We start from the raw sequence: 23893 nt of genomic DNA on the forward strand, positions 1-23893 counted from the left end.
ACCGAAATTTTTGTTTTAGTAGCCACCAACACCTGAGGGGTAATTGATGAACTGGCTCTCTCACAAACTGTATCGACACTATGTGAATTCCCTTTAGAAAAAATTACGATTATTGCCGGTAGGGGGAAATTAGTTGCCGTCAGTGCTATGGTGTTAACAATATAAATCAGAGAGTTTTGATAAGAGAATCGATGTGATAAATAACTTGAAAACAAAAAATATAAAACGCATATCGCGCTCAGCCGAACACGCAGCATTTACAGATTTGTGTGAAAACCCGTTTGATGGTACTTCTTCATCATTACTTTGCGTTTACAGAGAAGCAGATACGCATGTCAGCCCTAACGGTAAAATAGTGTTGTGCGAGATTGATAAAAAATCCATGACGTCTAACACCCTACAAGAATTGCAAATACCAGGAAGTGACCTACGAGATCCCAAGCTCTCGTTTGATGGAGAATGCCTTTTCATCACCGCTTACGCAAAAACCTTGCTAAACAACGGAAGTATCTCTCGCCACATGGTGAGTTATAGCTCCACAAATGGTAAGACCTGGTCTGCCCCTAATCACTTTGGAGATGATGCTTGGTGGATTTGGAATTGTGATAGGTATAAGTCATATTTTTACGGCTTTGCCTACAACCGAGCAGCTGAATCAATCAGCTTATACAGAGGTAATCTTGATAACTCTATGCAATGCTATCGAGAAAATGTGTTTGGCTTAGAAAAATCCGGAAAAGGCTATCCCAATGAGAGCGCACTGTTATTCGACGGTCAAGGAAACGCCAATGTTTTTTTACGACGCGATGCAGATACTTTCAGTGCACAATTTGGATTTTCTCAACCTCCCTATTCTGAATGGGAATGGCATGATTTAGGAGTTTATATTGGAGGTCCGGCAGCGGCGAAGCTGGAAAACGGAAATTTTTTGGTTGCCGGAAGACACGTCGATTGGGATAGTGAAAGTTTCACTACAAGACTCTGGCATTTTGATACTAAAACAAAAACATTGTCAGAGTTACTCACTCTTCCAAGCGGTGGAGACACTAGCTATCCAGGGTTGGTTATTAACGACGATATTCTTTATGCCTCATATTATTCTAGTCATATTGATGGGCAATCACGCGTTTATCTCGCAAAGTTGCGCGGAGTTAAATCACTGAATATTACAAAATGACGCTGGTTAGAAACCAGGCAAATTGCCTAAACAAGCATAACTTTTAGTTATTTAACTATATAGCTATTGATTTATCACTTAGTGAATTTTGCTTAGAATGTTGGTTCTCGCTAGATGAAGTTAAACAGCGATAGGTTACTCACTTTAGGGAAAGTAGCTAGCGCTGCATTAAGTGCAGTTTCTTGCTTAGCAAACTCAGAAGACGCTTCCGCGTAATCAACATCTTGAATTGAAGAGCGCGATGCTTTTGCGGCTATTTCCATGTCGAGATTCGTCTCATAAGACGATTGTGCAATATTCAAACGACTACCAATTGACGCTCTTTCAAGAGACAACCTCTCAAGACCATTATCTAGCCCAACAAGAGCATCTGCTATCGATTCTTGTAAAGCGCTATTATCGATTGTGCTATCAAGCAGGATTTCCTGAATTTCATGGATAGACTGTGCCATGCTTTTCTTTTCTGGCGTATCGAGTGAGAAATCTATGCTATTACCCGGCACAGCAGTGGCATTAAATTCCATGCCTTTTATGGTAAAGGGCTGACCAGAGGTAAAACCAACTGTATCCACCACGGCTCCAGTCCCTTGATTAACGAGCTCTGCTTGCCCACTAGCTAAAAAATTAACGCGATAATTATTATTTGCGGGTGTTACAGGGTCATAATTCTTATCAAAAAACGTATCAAAGGTACCCTGTTCTTTCACCGAGGCGCTTTCTAAGCTCGTAACAGAATTGCCGGTTACAGAGAACTTGAAACGAGAAAGTACATTTTCAAATACTTCATACCCATTACTTGTTGATTGAATTTTAGAGCTATTCGATAACTGAATGAAACTCACACCAGCATCTCCTGAAAAGGATATTGCGTTTCCGCTAGCCGCTGGATTAAATGTAAATGCCTGATTTCCAGATTGGTATCCTGCGTATAGGTAATTACCATCAGCATCTTGTGTGTTCATTAAATCAAACACTTCTAACTTTATTTGCTCTAACTCAGCGCCAATAGCTCGCTTATCAGGATCGGCTAAAATACCATTACCAGATTGAACAATAAGGGTTCGAGCTCTGTTAATCGAGTTTGTAATATTGGTCAGCACAGCTTCTTGTTGTTCAAGAGAACCAGTCACCAAGTCATTATTTCGTTGAAACTGAGTAAGTTCATCAATTTCTTCCGTCAAGCGAAGCACCTTCGCAGCACCTACAGGGTCATCACTGGGTGTAATGATACGATTTCCCGACGCCAACTGCTCTTGGGTCTTAGATAGCTCTCCCTGATTATTCATGATAGAGCGGATATTTTGATCATAAATTTGGTTTGTAGAAATGCGCATTTTTTAACTACCTCGCAGACTGTAATATGGTGTTAAAAAGCTCTTGTGCTGTGGTGAGAATGCGGGCTGCAGCGGCATAGCTTTGCTGATACTTTATTAAGTTAGCGGCTTCTTCATCTAAACTTACCCCAGAGACAGACTGAAACCAGTTTTCTGATTGCACTTGCATAGCCTCTGCAGAAGCTAGCGACACTTTTGCCATAGATGCATCTTCACCAATTCTTCCTACCATAGAGGCGTAGGCATCTTGAAAGGTTCGCTGTGTATTTGTTGCCTCGCTACTTACCTGAACAAGGTTTTCGTTTTGTAGTGCTGCTAAATTTAATGCGTTGCTGTTATCGTTAAATCCATCATTGTTGTACTCTATCGAAAAGCTATCCCCTGCTCTTGGCACGCCATCTAAACTTATATCAAAACCAGGCGCAGGAGTTATTCCAGCTTGGCCTATAAGGTTGTTTAAATCAGAAATGCCCGACACCGATGCTACTACAGAACCTGTGCCATCAATTACGTCATAGGAATCCACCGCGGTAAACCGAATCTGCGCGGGCGCGGTGTTAAGTAATCCACCTGCACCGTTGAATGCCGAAGTTCCAACCTCTGTATTGTTCACCGAAACATTAACAACATTGGCATCTCCGAGGTTTGTATTATCGGCTTGGCCGCGAATGGGTGTAGCGAACGCGAGATCCTCAGGTCGAGTTGTGCTGAAATCGACTTTTGACGCAATAGTTTTCGTAGGTTGAATCAAGAACTCGTTGCCAACCGTGTAACTAGAAGTTCCTGAGAAATCTACTTCTATTCCACTAGGTAGCTCATTAAAGCCCGATGACACTGCAAAATTGGAAAATACAACATCGTTGCCTGAGCCATCTTTCTTTGGCGTACCGTCAGCGTTTAACAGCGTGATTTCAATTTCTGAAGGGACACCAGCCGATACCGCTGTTACTTCAACCTTGTAATCTGCATCCGTTAATTGCGAGCCCATTCCCTCAGTAATTTGTGCATTAACAACATAGTCACCATTAGTGTCTTCGTATGCTAGGCCTCTGAATGTAGGAATATCAAAAATATTGCTTCCCAACTGTCCATCTAGGTCCATGCCAAGTTTATTTTGCTGATTCATAGAGTCAGCAAACGCTACGGATAATTGCCCTACATCACGCATCGTTGGCCCAAGCACTTCATTTCTGTATTTGAACAGGCCGCCTAAGGCTCCTCCTAAATCACTTTCTTGTACTCGCAAAGAGGCATCGCCTTTGGTCTGAGAACCAAAATTAGTCTCAAGAGTTAACTGCTTTAACGATAAATCTGCATCCGTATTGACTTCGAATAAATTGAACGCACCATCCTCTAGTACCAGCGATTCTCCTGAGGTGAGATTAATTGTTATAGCACCGTTTTGCGATTGACTCTCTTTTACATTAATCCCTATTATTGATGATAACTCATCAACTGCCTTATCGCGTTCGTTAAGAAGCGCGCTGGGTTGGTCGCTTGTACTGTTTCCGTTGGCAATTACAATGTTCCTATTCAGGTCGCCAATATTGCCAATAAGGGTATTTGCTCTATTTACCAAAGACGTGAACTCTAGATTTAGCTCTTCCTCTTTTTCAATCATGTAATCGGAAAGTGTTCTCATACGCTGAAACAGAGATTCAGCTTTACCCAGCACTTGTTCTCGAGATGCTAAATTTGTTGGATCATCAGCAGCAGTTTGCAGTGCTGAAAAGTATTCACTCATGCCTTTCGAAATTGAATTAGCATCTCCAGCAAGGAGAGTATCGATTGCTGAAGTTTTTGAAGATAACGCCTCTAATTCGCCTACCGCAGTAATATCTCTGCGTAGCTGATTTTGCGCAAAGACATTAATAACTCGCTCTGTGTTTCCAATTTCAACACCAAAAACTTGACTGTTATTTAGCTCAGTGCGCTCGCGAACATAGCCAGGTGTGTTGACATTTGCAATGTTGTTACTGGTTGTTTGCAGCAACTTTCCGCTAGCATTAACACCGCTAGTGGCAAGGGAAAATAAATCTACTGAACTCATATGTTTTATCTCCCTTATTTCGGCGGTACGAGGGTGTTAAGTCGTTCGCTGTTATAAACAGCCATAATCTTATCCGCGTATTGCGGATCCGTAGCGTAACCTGCTTCTTGCAGCGCTTTTGTATACCCTTGTGCGTTGTGACCAGTTTTCACCGCATCACTGTAACGTGGTTGGCTGGCAATAAATCTACCGTAGTCGTCCATTGCCTCCCCTATAGACTCATATGATCTGAATGCCGCTTTTTGCTTTTGCGGTACCAAACCATTAAATTCAAGGGTATCAACAACGGCTTGCTCACCTTTCCAATCGCTGCTCGCTTTTATTCCAAAAAGGTTGTGCGAGCTTTTACCGTCTGCCGAATGAATAACAAATTTTCCCCACCCAGTCTCAACCGCAGCTTGAGACACAATGGCTTTTGCATCTAAACCATACTTTGCTGCTATTTTTTCCGCATGAGGCATTAGCGACTTTACAAACTGCTCAGGACTGTCAAACATCGCATCTTTATGTGCGCTCTTTGTACCTACTGAGTGCGAATCTAGGGCTATATCTTGCGCATGTGCAACAATTTTTGCTCTATCTGTATTTAGCGATGAAAGGTTGCCATCACTACGGATAACGCTCGCTGGCGTGTAGCTATCTTCAGTGCGCCCTAATTGTTTTACAATTACATCTGCTAATCCCATACCGCCGTTTGCGGTAAGGTCGGTGGCTAACTGCTGATCGTGCATATCACGGTAGAACTTTACCTGCTGAGAATTGAATGGGCTGTCTTCATCAGCTAGCGCATCTTGCGCCTTACGCATCGACTTAAGCATCATCTGTACAAAAATCGCTTCAAACTGTTCTGCTGCTTCTTGCAAAACAGTTTCATCGCCCGACGCAATGGCTTCGCGCATCTTATTGATACTGCCCATGTCGTGAACGTTGCGAGCCATATCTAGCTGGCCTTTCGTACTGAGTGAATCCATTAGCTATTACTCTTAAATGATAATCAGTTCACCGCGCAAGGCGCCGGCTTGTCTTAATGCTTCTAGGATTGCCATTAAATCGCCTGGCGCTGCACCTACTTCATTAACCGCTCGCACTAGCTGATCAAGGGTTACGCCAGGTTCAAACTTAAACATGCGACTATCTGCTAAATCCACGTCTACAATCGACTGCGTGGTAACTGCTGTCTCACCATCGGCAAATGCATTAGGCTGAGCGACTTGCTGATTCTCAGAAATAGTTACAGTAAGCCCGCCGTGCGTAATAGCTGCTGGCAAGAGTCTGACTTCACTGCCAATGACAATGGTTCCCGTACGACTATTTATAACCACCCGGGCAGGAGCATCTGCTGGTGTGAACTCGAAGTTTTCTAATGTGGCTAAAAAGCCAACTCGCTGACCGGCATCGCGGGGGGCTGTTACTCTTACCGATGCAGCATCAATGGGAGTGGCAATAACGTACCCGCTTTCAGGGCTTGCGCCTAAACGCTCGTTAATTGTGTCGGCCAAAGACTTAGCCGTAGTGAAATCAGGGTAATGTAAGTTGAGTGTTAATGAATCACCGTTGGCAAAACCACTTGGAACTGCTCGCTCCACCATTGCGCCGTTTGGGATTCGTCCAACGGTTGGCGTATTTACGACAATTCGTGAACCGTCTCCACCCTCGGCACCAAAGCCGCTAACCACAAGGCTACCCTGCGCTACCGCATAGACTTCGCCATTTACACCGCGAAGAAATGTTTGTAATAAAGAGCCGCCTTGAAGGCTTTTCGCTTCACCCACTGACGACACTGTCACGTCAATGGTTTGGCCTGGCTTACTAAATGCGGGAAGCTCCGCGTGTACTGCAACGGCCGCAACATTTCGGACGTTTGGCCGAATATTAGGGTCCATCCTAATTCCAAAATTAGCCAGCATCGTTCTAAAGCTTTGCTCGGTAAACGGGTTCTGCTCACCGGTACCTGGAAGTCCTACAACCAAGCCGTAGCCAATAAGCTGGTTAGAACGGACGCCTTGGATAGACGCAACGTCTTTTATTCTTTGCGCACTCGCCGCGCCTGAAAGACCTGAAAGACATAATGCAATAATGAGAACCACTAAAGAGCGCATAACAAAACCCACCATATTAAAGAGGCCACCAAGGAGAAGAGAAAAACTTCGCTAACCAGCCCTTTTCTTGCGCACTAGCAAATGAACCAGTACCGCTATATTGAATTCTTGCATTGGCAATACGTGTAGATTGCACTTGGTTATCGGGGTCTATATCAAGGGGCCTGACTATCCCAGTAAGTCGAATGTATTCATCTCCATGGTTTAGGGTCATCCACTTTTCTCCCCTTACTACAAGATTACTATTAGGCAATACATCTACCACAGTAACGGATATGCTACCTTGAAGACTGTTAGTTTGATTAGCTGCGGCGTCTCCAGCAAAGTCATTAGAGCCATCAATGCCAAGTTGAATTGATTCGGAGCCAATATTTACCGCATTGCCTCCAAGACCAATGATGGGATCAAGCTCGGCAGAAGTTTCTCTCGACGTTGTGGTATTTGCGGACTTTGTAGCAGCAGTATTTTCACTGAGCACAACGGTGATAATGTCACCGATTTGGCGCGCTGTAACATCTGAATAAAGGCTTCTCGCTAAATGTCCACGGAACAAGGAACCATCCTCTATGATAGTTTCTTTCGGATAGTCTGGAATAATAGGAGCGTAAAAAGGATCATTCGCTTGTATTGGTTGCTCTGGCGTACTCTCACACCCAGATAGCGTAGCTAATACAACAAGAGCAAATAACAAGAAGCCAAAACGATGCATAATAAGCACTCCTACAACTGCTGAATAACTTGTCCGAGCATCTGATCCACTGATGAAATAACTTTCGAGTTCATTTCATACAGACGCTGGCTCTCAATCAAGTTAACCAATTCTTCAGTCACATTTACGTTAGACGTTTCAAGCGCACCTTGCGCTAACATTCCAAGTCCCTGAAGCCCTGGAACGCCTCGCACCGGAAACCCACTAGATACTGTTTCTGCATAAAGATTCTGACCTATAGGCTGTAATCCCGTGGGGTTCACAAAATCAGCGATATTTATCTGACCTAACTGTTGAGGTTGCGCTTGCCCGCGAATACTCACGCTTACCTGACCATCTTGAGAAATAGTAATCTGCTGTGCATCTGGCGGAATTGTAATTTGAGGTTGAAGCAAATAACCGGCGCCAGACGTTACAATTTGTCCTTGATCATTTAGACCAAACTGTCCATTACGACTGTACGCTGTTGTGCCATCGGGCTGCAAAATTTCGAAATAACCACGTCCTTGAATAGATAAATCTAACGCATTATCTGTGGTAAGCAGGTTTCCTTGTGTATGAGCCTTCTGTGTTGAAACAACTTTCGACCCAGAGCCTAGCATGAGGCCTGAAGGCAGCTCGGTATCCGCAGATGAGCGTCCGCCAGGCTGGTTAATGTTCTGATAGAGTAAATCTTCAAACACGGCGCGATCTTTTTTGAAACCTACCGTAGAAGCATTTGCTAAGTTGTTAGAAACCACAGACACATCGGTTTGAGCGGCATCTAATCCGGTTTTACTAATCCACAGTGCTGGGTGCATGTTAACCTCCAAACAACGCGACATTGCGCGCCATTATTTATCAAAAAAAGAGTGACTATAAAATTCGCAACATCATGTTGCCGCGGGTATCGAGTTCTTCCGCTTGCTTCATTACTTTAACTTGCAGCTCGTAGTGACGCTGCAGACTGATCATATCTACCATTTCTTCAACGGCGTTAACGTTAGACCCCTCTAACATGCCAGACATGACTTTTACATTGGCTGACGGGTCTGCAACCGAACCGTCTTTCATATGAAATAAACCGTCTGTGCCTCTTTCCATATCGGCATAGTTAGAACTAACAAGTTTAATTCTGCCTACCGTTTCTATAACGTTAGCCGGTGCCCCAACCTGTCTCATGGATAGCGTACCGTCCGTCGCAATAGTAAGGTTATCTAATGGCACCGGAAGAAAAAGTGGACCGTTATCACCTAACACAGCCCGCCCATTTACGTCTGTCAATATTCCGTCACTACCCAATTTGAAGTTGCCGTTTCGAGAGTAGGCTTCTTGACCGTTTTCATCTTGAACTGCAAACCAACCGTCACCCTGTATCGCTACATCTAAGTCGCGATCGGTTTTAATCATCGGACCTGATTCATAGTTGTTTGATGGACTCTCTGTCATTGAAAAAACGCGGGTAGGCAAACCTTCGCCGTACGCCGGCATTGCTCTAGCCTGCTCTAGCTGAGCACGAAAACCTGTCGTTTGCGCATTGGCTAAGTTATTTGAGCGAATCCCCGTTGCCATAAGGTCTTGAGACGCACCGCTAGCTGCAATATAGAGAAGTTTATCCATGACTGACTTTTGACTCTGTTCAAACCATACACAAACATTGCAAAGGCAGTGCCACTTTGCTTTTCTTTAGATAAGGAGTGACAAACTGGAAGAGGTAACATTGTTTTACAAAGAGATTTTTGTAATAAAAAAGCCGTAGATGATGTCTACGGCTTGACCTTTTTTACTTTTGGAAGAGCAACTTACTTAGGAAAAGCAACCCACAAAAGTTTTTCTCTTCAGGGTTAGATATCAGCAAATCATAGATTAGGCGATTATCTGATATTCAAAATTGTCTGGTTGAGCGTGTTATTCACCTCAAGAGCTCGGGAGTTTGCTTGGAAGTTCCGCTGAGCAATAATCATATCGATGAGTTCAGTAGTGAGATTAACGTTAGCTTGTTCTAGAGACGATGAATTAATCTCACCAAATGTTCCCGTGGTGGCTTCGCCCGCTAACGCTTCGCCCGACAAAATACTCTCTTTCCACTGAGTTCCACTCTCCTGCGTTAGACCTTGCTCATTGGAAAAGCGAACTAGTGCAACTCGCACAATAGGCTCTGATGTACCGTTTGAGAATGTCGCTCGAACCAAGCCATCGGGACCAATATCAATACCGGTTAGACGTCCAACCGGCAGGCCGTCCTGCTCAAGTGACGTTACTTCGAAAGCAGAAGCAAATTGAGTTGGCTCATTTGGCGTGGCGTTATTCACATCTAAATTAAAATCTATGCTTATCTGTTGACTCGGGTCAGAACCGTTAGCAAGGATTGTTGCCCCTAGTGCCTCAGTTTGCATTTTAAAGTCTAGGGTTGGAAGTCCGTCAGGCGTCTCCATTCCGTTGAAGTCACCACCTTGAGAAAACAACAGTTTTGAAGCAGTTACTGCATTACCTGTATTTCCGCCAACAGAGTTTACTGCGGTGGCAGGGTCGGTATCTGCCCCTGTTGAGTCGGTCATATCTACCAATTGATCATCAACAGCTGTTACCACATACCACTCGTTGTCTGCGGTAGGCGCACTATCTTTAATGAAGTAATACGTCATTACATGACTATCGCCTAATGAGTCATAGACAGTAACAGACGTTGCTGCGTTATACGTCAGTGGATCCTGTGGGTCAAAATCCTGAGGATCCAAGCCAACATCTCCTGCAGGTAAATTCATTCGAATATCCACCTCTGAGGTTTGTTGAGGCGAACCAGATGAATCAGGGATCCGAACAGGCTCGGTGGTACTCAACGCAACTGAAGCGCTTGTTCCGTCGGCGTTTACTGGAAAACCAAGCAGGTTATCACCATTACTATTTACAACGAAGTTATCGTCATCTAGTTTGAATTGGCCCGCGCGAGTAAAAGAGAAGTCTCGAGATGTTATCTCCGGCACAGTGGCAAAAAAGCCATTCCCTGTTATAGCTAAATCAAGAGATGTATTGGTAAACTGTAAGCTACCCTGTGAAAACTGTTGCGCAACCTCCTGTGTGAGTACACCATCACCGACTTTGGTTTTACCGCCAGCAAGCAGTGATGCTGCATACACATCCCCAAACTCAGCTCTGGATTCTTTAAAACCTACAGTGTTCACGTTTGCAATGTTATTGGCTGTGACATCCAAATCTTTTTGCGCGGCTGAAACGCCGCTCAGTGCAATATTAAAAGACATTATTTGTTCTCCTACTAACTGCCGATTTGAATGACGTCGTCGAGATTAATACTGACATCACCATCCAAATTCAAAATTACGCCCTGCCCGCTACCGGCCAGACTTACGCTACCTACGTGACGGTTTACTGCTGTATTAAGCTGTACACCCTCACCGTTTACCTCGCCCGTGGCGCTAATAACATACTCACCAGCCTGCATAGGGTTGCCACGCTGATCTCTGCCGTCCCAGTCAAACTGAATATTACCGGCGGTCTGAGTACCAGCATCAATGGTTTTTATAACTTCACCAAATTGGTTTTGGATAGTGATAGTCATATTCTGGACCGTTTCTTCATTTACCACGACACCAGAAATCCCACTTGAATCATTCGCCATAAAGCCAACATTGCCTTGTACAAGCACGTTCTGACCTATAAGGCTCGATGCTTGGAGTGCTTGGTTTGACGTCATAGAAGAGGCAAACGATTCAAATTTCTCATTGAGCTGAGAAATCCCGTCGGCCATAGTAAATGACGTCATCTGCGCTACCATTTGATCGTTATCAACCGGCTTAGTCGGGTCCTGATTAGCAAGCTGCTCTGTAAGCATTGCGAAAAAGTCTTCCTGATTAAGCTGCTGCTCGGTGCCATCCGCAATTTTTACCTTCTCTTCTTGCCAGTAGAGGTCGGTGTTAAGCCCGGTATTATTAATTGTGTTCACTGGTTTTTCCTCACGTTAACCAAACGGCACATTACTGTCCTTGCCCTAACTGTAAAACACGGCGGAATATGCGTTTCGTTGTATCAGCTACCTGAACATTCGTCTCGTAAGCCTTCGAGGCTGACATCATGTTTGCCATCTCCTCGACAATGTTTACATTTGGTTTATAGATATAACCTTCAGCATCAGCCATCGGATTGTTTGGCGAATATTCCACTTGTAGCGGTGCGTCACTCTCTACAATACCTTTAACCTCAACGCCCACGCCTTTTGATTGGTCTCTCATTGCATCTTGTAACGCAGAGGCAAAAACTGGATGACGAGCACGATAGGTTTCTTCGTAACTACTGCTCACTGAATTTGCGTTGGCAATATTACTAGCAGTGGTGTTTAGACGGACGTTTTCCGCCTCCATTCCCGTGCTAGATATTTGCATAACATTAAATAAACCCATTGCTACTGCCCTCCAGGACCAATTGCTTTTTTCATGCCTTTAATTTTTCCGTTCAAAAACTGTAGGCTTGCTTGATAACGAAGCCCATTGTCTAAAAAACGGTTTCTCTCAGACTGAACTTCAACAGTGTTGCCATCGCCTGTGTCAGGCTGGGTTGGAATGCGATACTGCATGTCGAAATTTGCCGCTACTGACGAAGGATTGCCGCTTAAGTGGCGTTCGTTGGTGCGCACCAGCCCACCACTATTCTTATGTTTGCCTTGAACACCTTCGTTCATGGCCGACTGCATTGCTTTGTTAAAGTCTATGTCTCTTGCTTTATAACCAGGGGTATTTGCATTAGCGAGATTGCCAGATATGACCTCCATCCGCTCAGTACGTATTTTCAGTGCTGATTCATGGAACCCAACTAATTTGTCTAAATTGATCGCCATATGAAATGACCCCTGCTGTTCAAACACCTCTGCTAACTAAGTTGTGATCGATTGTCAGTTAGCGTTTTAGTGAAAGAACTAGCAAACAGAATGCCATGTTGAATAATTGACGATATAAAAAGTAAAATAAGAAGTGATAGGAAAGTATAAAAGTGCTTAAATTTCAGCTACAAAGCACTTTTATTTTTTCTGATAATAGAGCCCCGGCTGACATTTCACCATAGAGTATATTTCGCTTGCCGAACTTATCGACTCGGAAGCGCCAAGGAAAAGGACACCTTTGGGCTGCAGTTGACCGGCAATTTGTTGCAGGATCCGCTGTTTGACATCAGCAGAGAAATAAATCAATACATTACGACAAAAAACGATATCAAAACGCCCCAAGGCCGCGTAGCTCGATAACAGATTGAAGCTTTTAAACGTTACCATGCGTCTAACTTCAGGCTTTATTTGCATTCTGCCCATTTCATGTTGCTGAAAAAATGCCTGTCGCCGCTGAGGAGATAAACCGCGAGCTAAAGAAAGCTCATCGTAAACGCCAAGTTCGCATTTTTGGAGCATCTCAGACGATAGGTCGGTGGCAACAATGTCAACACTACCACGTAAAATACCAGGTCGCTGTCGTTGAAACTCTAAAATCGACATAGCAATCGAATAGGGTTCTTGCCCTGATGAACAGGCCGCGCTCCAAATTTTTATATGTCTATTTGTTTTGGCGAGGCTGGGCAATAACTCTTTGACCAAAAGATCAAAGGGATAGTTGTCGCGAAACCATAAGGTCTCGTTAGTTGTCATAGCGTCAATAACGCTTTGAAGCAACGCACGGTCGTGCCCACGCACAACCACATTGATCAGCTCGTCGGCAGAGTTATATTTAAACTTGTAGAGTAATGAGGCAAGTCGGCTCCGCACCAGGTATTGCTTGTTCTCTCCAAGCACAATCCCGCATTGTTTCTCTAAAAACTGTCTAAATTTCAGGTAGCTTTCTGGCGAAACATCTTTGTTAATCAATCCGTTGGTGCTCCGTTATTCGCATTCAGTCATTAACCACTTTTGAACGGCAGTAGCCAACTCGTCAGGATGGAATTTAGCGATGAAGTCATCTGCTCCCACTTTTTGAACCATAGCTTGGTTAAATACACCACTTAGCGATGTATGAAGAACAACATGTAGCTTTTGCAGTTCTGGAGTGTTTTTAATCTCGGCAGTAAGCGTATATCCATCCATCTCCGGCATTTCAATATCCGAGACTAAAACCCCCACTCGCTTGGTAATATCGCCATACTCTTCGGCAATCTCTTTCAATCGCTTAAGTGCTTCAAGCCCGTTTTTAGCTAGCTCGATTTCGAGACCCAGTGACGTTAGCGCTTTTTTAACCTGGTTTCTGGCTACTGTAGAATCATCAGCTATGAAAATAATCTTATTTTCTTGCCCTTCAGTGGTTAACCCTTCGGCAACCTCAGAGCTTACCTCTGCGTTTAACGGAGAAATTTCATTGAGTATTTTTTCAACGTCGAGGATTTCAATAAGTTCGTTTTCGACTTCAGTTACCGCAGTAAGATAGCTTGCTCTTCCGCTGCCTTGCGGGGGCGGCATGATGGCATCCCAATTAGTATTAATAATGCGCTCAACGGCGCCTACTAAGAACCCTTGAACCGAACGATTGTATTCCGCGATAACAATAAACGCGTTAGATAAATCTTCAATTTTTCGACCTTTCGTTGCCATACTCAAATCGATTACCGAAATAGTCTGACCACGAATGTGCGCAATGCCGCGCACTAAAGGATTGAGTTTTGGCATAGAGGTTAACGGAGGACATTGAAGAACCTCTCGGACTTTAAATACGTTTATACCAAAACGCTGGCGACCGTTTAATCTAAATAGCAATAACTCTAAACGATTCTGCCCCACAAGCTGTGTGCGCTGGTTAACTGAATCTAAGATCCCCGACATAAGTCACCTCTAGGTAATTCTGGGCATGAACATTGCGTCATGAACATTACATCTTTGTATTTCTATACAAAATAGACAATATCATTTGGTTTTTGCAGATTAAACGACAAAAAAATGACAGTAGCGTTAACAACTCTCAAAAGCAACTGTCGGTAAAACCCGCGTTTACCTTTTAAGCATAGCCAATAACTCACGAACTGAACACGAAAAGTCACAATGAAAAAACAAAATAGTAAAAGTCATGTAAGAAAACTCGCTGTTTGTGCACTTTTAGTATCAAGTGCCGCAACGAGTGTAATGTCATTTTCCATTTTCGCGATGGAAAATTTGCATCGCGTTGTAGAAAACGGCGCTCGTGAATATCTAATCACGCAACTAACTGAAAATTCGCAGGATACTAACATCGATGTTGCCATAGTAAAAATAGACGATAGGATAAATATCCCTGAGTGCTCTACCGGATACCGCTATCACACTTCAGAAGACGCACTGAAGCAGTCCTACATATCGGTGCGCGTGAGTTGTGAAACCAATGATTGGTATTTGTTTACTAGCGGCCAAGTATCGAGAACAAAAGATATTGTTGTTACCAGCGGGGCAGTAAGTCCTGGTACAGTTTTATCGTCGTCGAATTTAACAATGGCGAGCGTGGATGTTCGTCAACTCCGTTACACGACGTTCACAGAAATTGACTCGCTGGTGGGCGCTCGAATGAAGAGGCGAGCAACAAATGGTCAAGCAATCCAAGCAAATATGCTTTGCTTTGTATGCAAAGGTGACCGGATCACCATTTCTGCCGAAGTAGGTAAAATGAAAGTGAGAACTGCGGGTATCGCACAGCAAGATGGCGTGGTTGGCGATAGTATTCAAGTACTTAACGCAAGCTCTAAAAAGACTGTTATAGCCAGAGTCGCCAGTACAGAGAAAGTCGTGATACAATTATAAAACTAGCATAGAAAAACTATCCTTTTTTCGCTATTTAAAGCTAAAGATAACGGGGCTTTCGCCGATACCCTATACAGAGGTGAGAAGGTAGTGAGGAACTATTATGGCTATTAACAATATAAACAATGGGTTACCGAAAAATCCCGTTGATAACGGAAAAGTGTCTCAGCAAAATCAGACACAACAAGCGCAGCAGCAAGCTGCGTCAAAAACTGCAACGGCAGCTCCAGCACCCCGTCAAGATTCCGTTTCATTAACGCAATCTGCTCAGCAGTTAAACCAAGTTCAGAAGAAAGGTACTGAAGCACCAGTGAATCAGGAAAAAGTGGACCGTTTGAAAAAAGCAATTCAAAGCGGTGACTACCAAATTAATCCTGAAGTACTGGCGAACAAGATAGCGAAAGCAGAAGCAGAGATTTTCGGTTCTAAGTGATTTTTGTTACTGATGACTTTTGCGAATACACTCAGTGCTCAGTAGTGAGGGTGCAAATGAGTATTCTTGAAGTATGTCGCAGCATTTACAGAGAAAGTCACAGTGCTATGCTATCTGTAACATCTTTTTCAACGTACCGTATTTAAAAGAGAGCTTTCAGTGAGCGAGCAAACAGTAAATTTAACATCGATACTTCAAAACCAAGTGGACAAGTTAACTGCGTTGTCGACACTATTAGAAAGAGAGCTACAGTTAATTAGCTCTCGCGAAGCTGAATCCCTCATGGCTTTGTTAGACGAAAAAGCTCAGTTGTTAGAAGACATCCAAAAGATAGATTCAGCGGCCGAAGCCTTAATTGACCAAGGGCAAACATATAGTGAGGAAGATGATGTGCTTACAGAAAAAGCAAAGGCTCTTCTCGATGACTGCAAGTACCGCACACAGGTAAATCAAAAAGCCGTTGAGCAGGGTCAACTTCGGCTAACCCACCTTCGTAATTTAATGATGGAATTGCGCGCAAAAGAATCACTCACCTATGATAAAAAGGGAAAACCTAAAGGCGGTACTTTGGGTTCAGGAGTAAGTGCATAGCTAGCAGGTGCATAGATAGTAGGTGCATAGCTACTAATTAAATAGCTAAGCGCGTAATGGTGCAATGTTGTCTTTAAAGTGATTTAGCAATCAGTAATAAGTGACGTTTTTAACTCTACGGGGTTTTGCTGTAGTCAAATAGATGTCGTAAACCCTTTTCATATCCAGCGTCAATTCTGTGACATAAGTGTCTTCTCCCACTGGATAGGTTTTTACCACTTTTGCTCCTCGAATAACGCCGTCTACAGAAGCTCGTAAAGACTCGCTATTCACTACTAAGCTTGAAAGCGACTGCGAACCTTCGATACGCTGGCCATAAACTTGCTCTGCAAGCTCTCGGTAAGCTTCTAGTTTTGACGCCTTCATTGCCATTAGTCGCTTTACATTTGCATTGCTACCTTGCTGAGACTCGATGGGCGCATAACCAACAGCGGTGAGCACAGGATACGTATTTGGCTCGACACTTTCCCACTCAATATGTTTATCAATAACACCGCAACCTGTAAGCCCCATAGTAACGCCAATAAATAGGATGATTGTTCTCACTATTGCACTCACTGTTGATGTATGGACTGTTAGTAACTTCATGACACATATTCCTGTCTTAGCTATTGCCTTTTGGTTGCCACTTCTCGTTTTGCTTTAGAACTCTGACAAGAGTGAAGTGCTTTAGCACCCTAGCTTGCGTTTTAACGTATGTGACAAAAAAGAAAAGCAAAATTTGTACCTAAACATCTTTACACTGGTAAACCCCTTCCAATATTTCCACCTAATTGCATTAAGACACTTCTCAGTAAAGATATGGCATTGTTCTAGCATAGCTCAGGTCATGTGCTCAGGTCATGTGCTCAGGTCATGTGCTCTGGTATCTCAGCGCAAAGTTTGAATTTCGCTTTACGTTTACTTTCTTTTAAAGCCAATTTCTAGCTAAACATGCTTCTGAGTTAGCACCTAAGTAATATCAAGAGGTCGACATGTTAAGTAACAAATCGAAAGTTTATGTCATGCTGCTTAATGCGGTCGTGGCATGCGTTTGCCTAGTGGCCTTTTTACATGGGCAGGCGCATGCCATGTGGTATGAAGCCAAAGGTCAGGCAATTATCTTAAATGGCGATAAAGAAGCGGCGAAGCGAGAAGCTATTGAAGAAGCGCTCAAGCAAGCCATGCTTTTCTCCGGAGCATCAGTGAATAGTGTTCAACAGCTCACAAATGGGCTTCTAGAAAACGAAGAACTGACAATTCGCAGTAATGGCGAAGTAGAACAAATTGAAATTATCGATGAAAGATACAATGGCGAGATTTTTACTGTCAGTATTAGAGCAGATATATTTCCAGCAACCAGAACATGTAATGCAGGTAATGATAAAAAACTTTTCGCCACTACATACTTTTTAACCCCAAATAGGCAGCAACTAACAGAAGGTAATATTAGACATTTTGATGAGGCTGTAACGAATAAGTTTGCCAAACTTATGTCTGAAACCACTGATAACCTCAGGCTTGCCTATATTGCTCCTCATACTGCGAAATTTAAAAGCGAGTACACTGAACAAAATGTTCGCTCGCTAGCACAATATGGTAATTCACAGTTCGCTATCATCGGCACTATCGATGACTTGAGTATTGATAGACAACCCGCCTCAGTATTCACCCCATGGAGCGACGACAAAGTAGATAGATACTTTGCTATTACATTAGAAGTCTTTGATGGCATCAACGGCGGAAGATTATTTACCAAATCGTATAATACACATGCAGAGTGGACCTTCGACCGATTTGAGCAAATTGACGAGCATTCAAATTATTTTTGGCAATCTATTTACGGCAGAAAAACTCAAGATTTATTACTTGACGCTATTCAAGATATTAAAGAATCGATTGCGTGTCAGCCAACGACCGGACGGGTAATTAATGTAGCAGGAGACATCATTTCTATTTCTCTTGGAAGGGATAATGGTATAGAAGAAAATGATGAGCTAATGCTATATCAGGCAAAAGAGATAATGGACAACAAGGGTAAAAAATTCCTCCAATACTCGCTCTACCCCGGTACATTTGTTGTCGAAAATACGTTTGCTAATTCTTCTACCATTATTCACAAACAGTCTGGACTTGTAGCCAACATTCAAGAAAATGACTTTGTTGTGAAAAAATGAAGATAAAAAGTAAGTAAACCAAAGGGTTCCGTATTCATCTTATCTAAGTATAATATCGCGCTGTGTCCCTATAGTTTAACAGGATAAAACTGCGGCCTCCTAAGCCGCTGATCGAGGTTCGAGTCCTCGTGGGGACGCCACCACCGAAGAGTATCGAGCCAGAGCACTCATTTTTTCAGCGTGGATGCATTTCATTGTAAAGAATCTCATCCATTGTCTCTTAGGTAAAACTTGTCTGGCCCCCATTATTTTTTGTTATTTGCATAAAGTGGGTAATACTTTAATAAAAAGTAGCTTTGTGAACCGAAAGAATAATATGAATAACTTAAGTGAGTGCTGTTCATCTGAAAGTAATGAATCAGAAACAGAGGGTGGCACAAAAGACGTCTGGGACGTGATAGAAATGCTCAATGAACCGGGCGCTATTTTTTAGCTTCCTATTTAAATGTTATTGGCTAATCCCTACATTGTGTTTTAGTGTATAAAACTATCCTTAGTAAGCATTATGAGTCTTTTTATTTGCTCTGTGCAGATTCAAGGTATTCACAAGGGGAATGTTAATGAGCCATTTCGAACGCGAAGAGCTAGATTCTTTTTTTGCTGAAATGCAAGATGTAAAACCCATTACCTCTAACGACAAAGCGTTACTGCATGACCCCAACGCAGCGCTGGCTGAAAAACAAAAGCGAGCCTCTCAGCAAATACAGGTTCGCGATACGCTCAAAAATCCATTAAGTATGGAAGGTGTAAAGCCAGTACCTCCCGACGAATTTATTCAGTTTCAGCAACCGGGAATTCAAGACGGCGTATTTAAAAAGTTAAGGCTAGGTAAATACCCTCTCGAGCTGGCTGTCAGTTTAGCGGGTAAAACACTGCAAGAAAGCCGAGAGCTTCTTTACAAGCAAATTTGTGCAGGTCATGAACGGGGTATACGGGCACTCATTGTGAGGCATGGAACAGGTGAAAACAGTAAGCCTTTCCCGGGTTTAAAGAAAAGCTATGTAAATCATTGGTTGCGTGAACTGGAGGAAGTTATTGCGTTTCACACTGCACAGCCTATGCACGGAGGTTTTGGCGCTACGTATGTCCTGCTTAAAAAGCATCCGCAACAAAAGCTAATAAATAGAGAAAAAAACAGAAAAGGCTGAGATGTTTACTGGATAGATTAGCTATGAAAGTCTACTAAAACAGAACCTAGATACGTTCTTTGAAGTAAATAAGTAGGTTTGCTCAGAATGATTAAAGCCCGCCGTGAGTGACCTCATTGCGGGCTTTATTAATTTTTCAGACTACTTAACTGAAGATTGCACACTTAGCGTTGTTGGAGCTTCAGCAGATTTCGCAGAAGTACTAAATACAGCAGTGATAAACATCAACACCACAGCTACTGCGACTCCAGTCAAGCCAAACCCTTTTGAGGAACGATTCATTGTTCGTCTCTTATTATTTAAACTAGCATTGTTACCAATTACTAGTGCAACCCAATTCAACTCCTGTAACCTAATAGCGTTCCGTGCTGCACTACAATAGATCAGTGACAAACCTATGACAAGGGGTAAAATCAAATTTTTGACACCTAAGCCAATGGTTTGACACTAATTACCCCTAAATGATTACCCCACGAACTTACGGGCGTTTCGAAATATACGCATCCATGCACCGTCTTCCTGCCAATCATCAGGGCACCATGAATTCGCCACCGCTCTGAATACACGCTCAGGATGCGGCATCATAATAGTGCTTCGCCCATCTGCTGATGTTAACCCCGTGATCCCTTGTGGCGATCCATTCGGGTTAGCTGGATACTGCATGGTCTGGTTACCATAATTGTCCACGTATCGAAGCGCAACATGTTCACCAGCGGCTTTCAGCATATCCTCAGACGCAAACTCAGCCTGTCCTTCACCGTGCGAAACTGCAATTGGCATACGAGAGCCGACCATTGAGTCGAGTAGTACAGAATTAGATTTAGTCACCTCCACCATAGCGACACGAGCTTCAAAACGGGCCGACTGATTCGCAACAAAGTGTGGCCAATGTTCAGTACCAGGAATAAGTGACTTCAAATTCGACAACATCTGACAGCCGTTACATACACCCAAGCTAAACGTGTTATCTCGAGTGAAGAAACTCTCGAACTGATCTCTCGCCATGCTGTTAAACAAGATTGATTTTGCCCAGCCTTCACCGGCACCTAACACGTCACCATATGAAAAACCGCCGCATGCTGCTAACCCAGCGAAATCTTCAAGAGAGCGTCGTCCGGACAAAATATCGCTCATATGAACATCAATCGCATCAAAACCTGCTCGAGTGAAAGCAGCAGCCATTTCAAGATGAGAATTCACGCCCTGTTCTCTTAATATCGCAACTTTCGGTTTAATGCCCTTAGCAATATATGGAGCAGCAATATCCTCGTTTACATCGTAAGACAAAACAGCATGTAGCCCCGGATCTTTTGCATCCTGCTTGGCGATATGTTCTTGTTCAGCACATTGCGGATTATCACGCAGTTTTTGCATTTCAAAGGTGGTTGAAGCCCATGTTGTTCGCATTGCGACTCTACTATCAGCGAATACTGCCAACCCATTGCGATTAAACTCAATCATGTCGGTGGTATTAACAGTGCCAATTTCGTGCGTAATAGCAGCAATGTCGTTTTCAGCTAATACAACACTCACCTTTTCAATGTCGCGGTCTAGCACCTGAATAACAGCACCAAGCTCTTCGTTAAACAAGACAGAGATATCACTACCAGACAATTTATCGAGAGCTATTGTTACTCCAGTTTTGCCTGCAAAAGCCATCTCAGCCACAGTTGTAAACAGACCACCGTCTGAACGGTCGTGATAAGCCTGGACCAGGTCTTGGCCAATTAATTTCTGCATGGCGTCAAAAAAGCTTTTTAGCCTAGGAGCAGAAACAACATCTGCTGGGCTATCACCCAACTGATTGTAAACCTGCGCTAAACAACTTGCACCTAAGCGGTTATTGCCTTCCCCAAGGTCGATAAGTAAAAGCTTGCTTTCGCCCTTGTCTGTTCTAAGCTGGGGTGTTAGCGTTTTGCGAATATCTTTCACCGCGCCAAAAGCAGTAATTACCAAAGATAATGGCGACGTTACTGCCTTTTCTTCTCCATCGTCTTGCCATGCCGTTTTCATCGACATGGAGTCTTTACCTACTGGAATAGTGAGTCCTAACGCAGGACAAAGTTCTTCACCCACCGCTTTAACAGCCTCATAAAGGCCAGCGTCTTCACCAGGATGCCCTGCCGCTGTCATCCAGTTTGCTGATAACTTAATACGCTTGATATCGCCAATGTAAGACGCGGCAATATTGGTTAGCGCTTCGCCAACGGCCAAACGCGCAGAAGCGCCATGAGACAACAAGGCAACAGGAGTTCTTTCACCCATAGCCATTGACTCGCCGTGGTACGTATCGAAAGCACTCGCCGTTACCGCTACATCGGCTACAGGTACTTGCCAAGGGCCAACCATTTGGTCGCGATGAACTAACCCTGTTACTGAGCGATCGCCAATCGTGATAAGAAAGGTTTTTTCCGCCACAGTAGGAAGTGACAACACACGTGATACTGCTTCACTTATACTGATGCCGCTGTCATCGAATGCAGGAGAATGTGATGTGGCCGAAGTAACATCTCTATGCATTTTCGGCGGCTTACCTAGCAATACATCTAAAGGCATATCGATAGGTTTGTTATCAAATTGACTGTCGTTAAGGTTTAAATGCTCCTCAACTGTAGCTTCACCCACAATTGCGAAAGGCGCTCGCTCGCGATGACAAATTGCCTCGAAAACAGGCATGTTTTCCGGCGCCACAGACATTACATATCGCTCTTGAGACTCGTTACACCATAATTCTAGTGGTGTCATCCCTGGCTCATCAGACAGCACTTTTCTAAGTTCAAAGTTACCGCCACGACCACCATCGCTTACAAGTTCAGGTAAGGCATTTGATAAACCACCTGCACCGACATCATGAATAAACTGAATTGGATTATTTTCACCTAGCTGCCAACACGCATCGATAACTTCTTGACAGCGGCGTTCCATTTCAGGGTTTTCGCGCTGAACTGAAGCAAAGTCTAAATCTTCGTTAGATTGACCCGATGCCATAGATGACGCTGCTCCGCCACCTAAACCAATGTTCATTGCTGGACCGCCCAGAACAATAAGCTTGGCGCCTACAGTAATTTCACCTTTCTCAATTTGATCGCGGCGGATGTTACCTAAACCGCCGGCTAGCATGATTGGCTTATGATAACCACGCACTTCTACGCCATTGAAGCTATTCACTTCCTGTTCGTAGGTACGGAAGTAACCTAAAAGGTTTGGACGGCCAAATTCGTTGTTGAACGCAGCCCCACCCAACGGACCTTCTGTCATAATATCGAGTGCACTAACAATGCGCTGAGGTTTACCATATTCGGTTTCCCATGGCTGCTCTAACCCAGGAATACGAAGGTTTGAAACAGTGAAACCCACTAAGCCTGCTTTAGGTTTAGAACCGCGACCTGTGGCGCCCTCGTCGCGAATTTCGCCACCTGAACCAGTTGCGGCGCCGGGAAAGGGAGAAATGGCTGTAGGGTGGTTATGAGTTTCCACTTTCATAAGAATATCGATATTCTCATGATGGTATTCATATTGATGAGATTGAGGGTTAGGGAAAAATCGGCCAGCCTGCCACCCTTCCATTACTGCAGCATTGTCCTTGTAAGCAGAAAACACATTGTCTGGCAGTGTCTCGTAGGTATTTTTGATCATTTTGAAAAGAGACTTTTCCTGATCTTCTCCATCAATCGTCCAGCTAGCGTTAAATATCTTATGACGGCAATGTTCAGAGTTTGCTTGAGCAAACATATAAAGTTCTACGTCAGTTGGGTTTCTTCCCAATGTGGTAAAGCTGTCAAACAGGTAATCAATCTCATCATCAGCAAGGGCTAATCCTAAAGACACATTAGCTGCTATCAACGCACCTTTTCCATGTTCTAGCATTTCAACCGAAGTGAAACTTTTTGCCGTTGCTTGAGCAAATAATACGTTGGCGTCATCGGTATGTGTAAATACAGACTCTGTCATGCGATCGTGCAAGAAACTGGCAATCAAAGCAAAGTCCGCTTCACTCAACGCTTCTTCAGTATCTACGTAATATGCACAACCACGTTCAATGCGGTTAATATTTTCAAGGCTGCAATTGTGAGCAATGTCGGTGGCTTTTGAAGACCAAGGAGAGATAGTGCCGGGGCGAGGAGTGATAAAGAAAAGTGTTCCAGAAGGTGACTGCGTCTGCCTTGCGGGCCCATAAGTGAGCAATTTCTCTAGTATTTCTATTTGCTGTTTAGACAAATCACCTTGAGAATCTACTAGGTGAACATATTCACTGTAAAGGTTTTTAACCTTAACGCCGGATTGACCCAGCTTTGCAATCAGTTTAGTTTGGTTAAACTCTGATAGTGCGGGAGCGCCTCGAAGGACCAACATAGTGCTTTACCTGGTTGTTTGGAAACAACGACCACCAATGCGACGCGTTGCCTCTTAGATTGATGAGTAATTCGGCGCGGATTATAGAGCAATTATGGTCACTTGGTAACCTCA

General features: G+C 43.6%; 22 protein-coding genes and 1 tRNA gene. 7 read left to right on the plus strand and 16 right to left on the minus strand.

Annotated features, from left to right (window positions below):
* Positions 1-193 precede the first annotated feature (193 nt).
* Positions 194-1177, plus strand: coding sequence for a hypothetical protein (locus BM528_RS10110; RefSeq protein ID WP_156844048.1), 984 nt, complete (start codon positions 194-196; stop codon positions 1175-1177).
* A gap of 110 nt (positions 1178-1287) precedes the next feature.
* Here the strand turns inward: BM528_RS10110 and flgL are convergent, their stop codons facing one another.
* The 13 genes from flgL to BM528_RS10175 all read right to left on the minus strand — a co-directional run bounded on the left by flgL (position 1288) and on the right by BM528_RS10175 (position 14153).
* Positions 1288-2511, minus strand: coding sequence for a flagellar hook-associated protein FlgL (gene flgL, locus BM528_RS10115; protein ID WP_071979693.1), 1224 nt, complete (start codon positions 2509-2511; stop codon positions 1288-1290).
* 7 nt (positions 2512-2518) lie between these two features.
* Positions 2519-4561, minus strand: coding sequence for a flagellar hook-associated protein FlgK (gene flgK / locus BM528_RS10120; RefSeq protein WP_071979694.1), 2043 nt, complete (start codon positions 4559-4561; stop codon positions 2519-2521).
* 14 nt (positions 4562-4575) lie between these two features.
* On the minus strand, positions 4576-5532 hold the full coding sequence (gene flgJ, locus BM528_RS10125; RefSeq protein WP_071979695.1) for a flagellar assembly peptidoglycan hydrolase FlgJ: 957 nt from the start codon (positions 5530-5532) through the stop codon (positions 4576-4578).
* A gap of 12 nt (positions 5533-5544) precedes the next feature.
* The gene (locus tag BM528_RS10130) at positions 5545-6660 is read right to left on the minus strand and encodes a flagellar basal body P-ring protein FlgI (protein ID WP_071981255.1); all 1116 of its coding nucleotides are present in this window, start codon (positions 6658-6660) and stop codon (positions 5545-5547) included.
* A gap of 16 nt (positions 6661-6676) precedes the next feature.
* Positions 6677-7369 (minus strand): flagellar basal body L-ring protein FlgH, encoded by a 693-nt coding sequence (flgH, locus tag BM528_RS10135; protein ID WP_071979696.1) that lies wholly within the window; start codon positions 7367-7369, stop codon positions 6677-6679.
* 11 nt (positions 7370-7380) lie between these two features.
* Complete coding sequence (gene flgG, locus BM528_RS10140; protein ID WP_071979697.1) at positions 7381-8169, minus strand: flagellar basal-body rod protein FlgG; 789 nt, start codon at positions 8167-8169, stop codon at positions 7381-7383.
* 55 nt (positions 8170-8224) lie between these two features.
* The gene (flgF, locus tag BM528_RS10145) at positions 8225-8968 is read right to left on the minus strand and encodes a flagellar basal-body rod protein FlgF (RefSeq protein ID WP_071979698.1); all 744 of its coding nucleotides are present in this window, start codon (positions 8966-8968) and stop codon (positions 8225-8227) included.
* Positions 8969-9222: 254 nt separating this feature from the next.
* On the minus strand, positions 9223-10608 hold the full coding sequence (gene flgE / locus BM528_RS10150; protein WP_071979699.1) for a flagellar hook protein FlgE: 1386 nt from the start codon (positions 10606-10608) through the stop codon (positions 9223-9225).
* 14 nt (positions 10609-10622) lie between these two features.
* Entirely contained in the window at positions 10623-11309 is a 687-nt protein-coding gene (locus tag BM528_RS10155) for a flagellar hook assembly protein FlgD (protein ID WP_071979700.1), read from the minus strand.
* Between the two features lie 31 nt (positions 11310-11340).
* Complete coding sequence (gene flgC / locus BM528_RS10160) at positions 11341-11763, minus strand: flagellar basal body rod protein FlgC (protein WP_071979701.1); 423 nt, start codon at positions 11761-11763, stop codon at positions 11341-11343.
* Between the two features lie 2 nt (positions 11764-11765).
* The gene (gene flgB / locus BM528_RS10165; protein WP_071979702.1) at positions 11766-12197 is read right to left on the minus strand and encodes a flagellar basal body rod protein FlgB; all 432 of its coding nucleotides are present in this window, start codon (positions 12195-12197) and stop codon (positions 11766-11768) included.
* A gap of 180 nt (positions 12198-12377) precedes the next feature.
* Positions 12378-13208, minus strand: a complete 831-nt coding sequence (locus tag BM528_RS10170) for a CheR family methyltransferase (protein ID WP_071979703.1) — start codon at positions 13206-13208, stop codon at positions 12378-12380.
* A 15-nt stretch (positions 13209-13223) separates the two neighbouring features.
* Positions 13224-14153 (minus strand): chemotaxis protein CheV, encoded by a 930-nt coding sequence (locus tag BM528_RS10175; protein ID WP_071979704.1) that lies wholly within the window; start codon positions 14151-14153, stop codon positions 13224-13226.
* Between the two features lie 216 nt (positions 14154-14369).
* On the opposite strand from BM528_RS10175, the gene flgA reads away from it, so the two are divergent.
* From flgA to flgN, 3 genes are all read left to right on the plus strand, one after another.
* On the plus strand, positions 14370-15098 hold the full coding sequence (gene flgA / locus BM528_RS10180) for a flagellar basal body P-ring formation chaperone FlgA (RefSeq protein WP_071979705.1): 729 nt from the start codon (positions 14370-14372) through the stop codon (positions 15096-15098).
* Positions 15099-15201: 103 nt separating this feature from the next.
* The gene (gene flgM, locus BM528_RS10185) at positions 15202-15531 is read left to right on the plus strand and encodes a flagellar biosynthesis anti-sigma factor FlgM (RefSeq protein ID WP_071979706.1); all 330 of its coding nucleotides are present in this window, start codon (positions 15202-15204) and stop codon (positions 15529-15531) included.
* Between the two features lie 159 nt (positions 15532-15690).
* Positions 15691-16122 (plus strand): flagellar export chaperone FlgN, encoded by a 432-nt coding sequence (gene flgN, locus BM528_RS10190; RefSeq protein ID WP_071979707.1) that lies wholly within the window; start codon positions 15691-15693, stop codon positions 16120-16122.
* 90 nt (positions 16123-16212) lie between these two features.
* Here flgN and BM528_RS10195 read toward each other — a convergent pair whose 3' ends face one another.
* Entirely contained in the window at positions 16213-16710 is a 498-nt protein-coding gene (locus BM528_RS10195) for an LPP20 family lipoprotein (RefSeq protein WP_071979708.1), read from the minus strand.
* A 386-nt stretch (positions 16711-17096) separates the two neighbouring features.
* Here BM528_RS10195 and BM528_RS10200 point away from each other — a divergent pair, with 386 nt between their 5' ends.
* The 3 genes from BM528_RS10200 to smrA all read left to right on the plus strand — a co-directional run bounded on the left by BM528_RS10200 (position 17097) and on the right by smrA (position 19426).
* Positions 17097-18278, plus strand: coding sequence for a flagellar assembly protein T N-terminal domain-containing protein (locus BM528_RS10200; protein WP_071979709.1), 1182 nt, complete (start codon positions 17097-17099; stop codon positions 18276-18278).
* A 64-nt stretch (positions 18279-18342) separates the two neighbouring features.
* Positions 18343-18418 (plus strand) — tRNA-Arg (locus BM528_RS10205).
* Between the two features lie 420 nt (positions 18419-18838).
* Positions 18839-19426 carry a DNA endonuclease SmrA gene (gene smrA / locus BM528_RS10210; RefSeq protein WP_083595258.1) on the plus strand — a complete coding sequence of 196 codons (588 nt, stop codon included), beginning with the start codon at positions 18839-18841 and terminating at the stop codon, positions 19424-19426.
* 141 nt (positions 19427-19567) lie between these two features.
* Here the strand turns inward: smrA and BM528_RS18665 are convergent, their stop codons facing one another.
* Both BM528_RS18665 and purL read right to left on the minus strand, forming a co-directional pair.
* The gene (locus BM528_RS18665; RefSeq protein WP_198033550.1) at positions 19568-19708 is read right to left on the minus strand and encodes a hypothetical protein; all 141 of its coding nucleotides are present in this window, start codon (positions 19706-19708) and stop codon (positions 19568-19570) included.
* 183 nt (positions 19709-19891) lie between these two features.
* Positions 19892-23779: a phosphoribosylformylglycinamidine synthase gene (purL, locus tag BM528_RS10215; RefSeq protein WP_071979711.1), complete on the minus strand. Its 3888-nt coding sequence runs from the start codon at positions 23777-23779 to the stop codon at positions 19892-19894.
* Positions 23780-23893: the final 114 nt, after the last annotated feature.

This window comes from Alteromonas sp. RW2A1 (assembly GCF_001886475.1).
Lineage (GTDB): Bacteria > Pseudomonadota > Gammaproteobacteria > Enterobacterales > Alteromonadaceae > Alteromonas > Alteromonas hispanica.

Bases quoted from the DNA above. Each gene is read 5' to 3' on its own strand.
- flgA (WP_071979705.1), top strand. From the start codon at position 14,370: ATGAAAAAACAAAATAGTAAAAGTCATGTAAGAAAACTCGCTGTTTGT.
- flgM (WP_071979706.1), top strand. From the start codon at position 15,202: ATGGCTATTAACAATATAAACAATGGGTTACCGAAAAATCCCGTTGAT.
- BM528_RS10130 (WP_071981255.1), bottom strand. From the start codon at position 6,660: ATGCGCTCTTTAGTGGTTCTCATTATTGCATTATGTCTTTCAGGTCTT.
- flgK (WP_071979694.1), bottom strand. From the start codon at position 4,561: ATGAGTTCAGTAGATTTATTTTCCCTTGCCACTAGCGGTGTTAATGCT.
- flgF (WP_071979698.1), bottom strand. From the start codon at position 8,968: ATGGATAAACTTCTCTATATTGCAGCTAGCGGTGCGTCTCAAGACCTT.
- flgB (WP_071979702.1), bottom strand. From the start codon at position 12,197: ATGGCGATCAATTTAGACAAATTAGTTGGGTTCCATGAATCAGCACTG.
- flgE (WP_071979699.1), bottom strand. From the start codon at position 10,608: ATGTCTTTTAATATTGCACTGAGCGGCGTTTCAGCCGCGCAAAAAGAT.
- purL (WP_071979711.1), bottom strand. From the start codon at position 23,779: ATGTTGGTCCTTCGAGGCGCTCCCGCACTATCAGAGTTTAACCAAACT.
- flgL (WP_071979693.1), bottom strand. From the start codon at position 2,511: ATGCGCATTTCTACAAACCAAATTTATGATCAAAATATCCGCTCTATC.
- BM528_RS10200 (WP_071979709.1), top strand. From the start codon at position 17,097: ATGTTAAGTAACAAATCGAAAGTTTATGTCATGCTGCTTAATGCGGTC.
- BM528_RS10175 (WP_071979704.1), bottom strand. From the start codon at position 14,153: ATGTCGGGGATCTTAGATTCAGTTAACCAGCGCACACAGCTTGTGGGG.
- BM528_RS18665 (WP_198033550.1), bottom strand. From the start codon at position 19,708: ATGAATCGTTCCTCAAAAGGGTTTGGCTTGACTGGAGTCGCAGTAGCT.
- BM528_RS10195 (WP_071979708.1), bottom strand. From the start codon at position 16,710: ATGAAGTTACTAACAGTCCATACATCAACAGTGAGTGCAATAGTGAGA.
- flgJ (WP_071979695.1), bottom strand. From the start codon at position 5,532: ATGGATTCACTCAGTACGAAAGGCCAGCTAGATATGGCTCGCAACGTT.
- smrA (WP_083595258.1), top strand. From the start codon at position 18,839: ATGAGCCATTTCGAACGCGAAGAGCTAGATTCTTTTTTTGCTGAAATG.
- flgC (WP_071979701.1), bottom strand. From the start codon at position 11,763: ATGGGTTTATTTAATGTTATGCAAATATCTAGCACGGGAATGGAGGCG.
- flgG (WP_071979697.1), bottom strand. From the start codon at position 8,169: ATGCACCCAGCACTGTGGATTAGTAAAACCGGATTAGATGCCGCTCAA.
- flgH (WP_071979696.1), bottom strand. From the start codon at position 7,369: ATGCATCGTTTTGGCTTCTTGTTATTTGCTCTTGTTGTATTAGCTACG.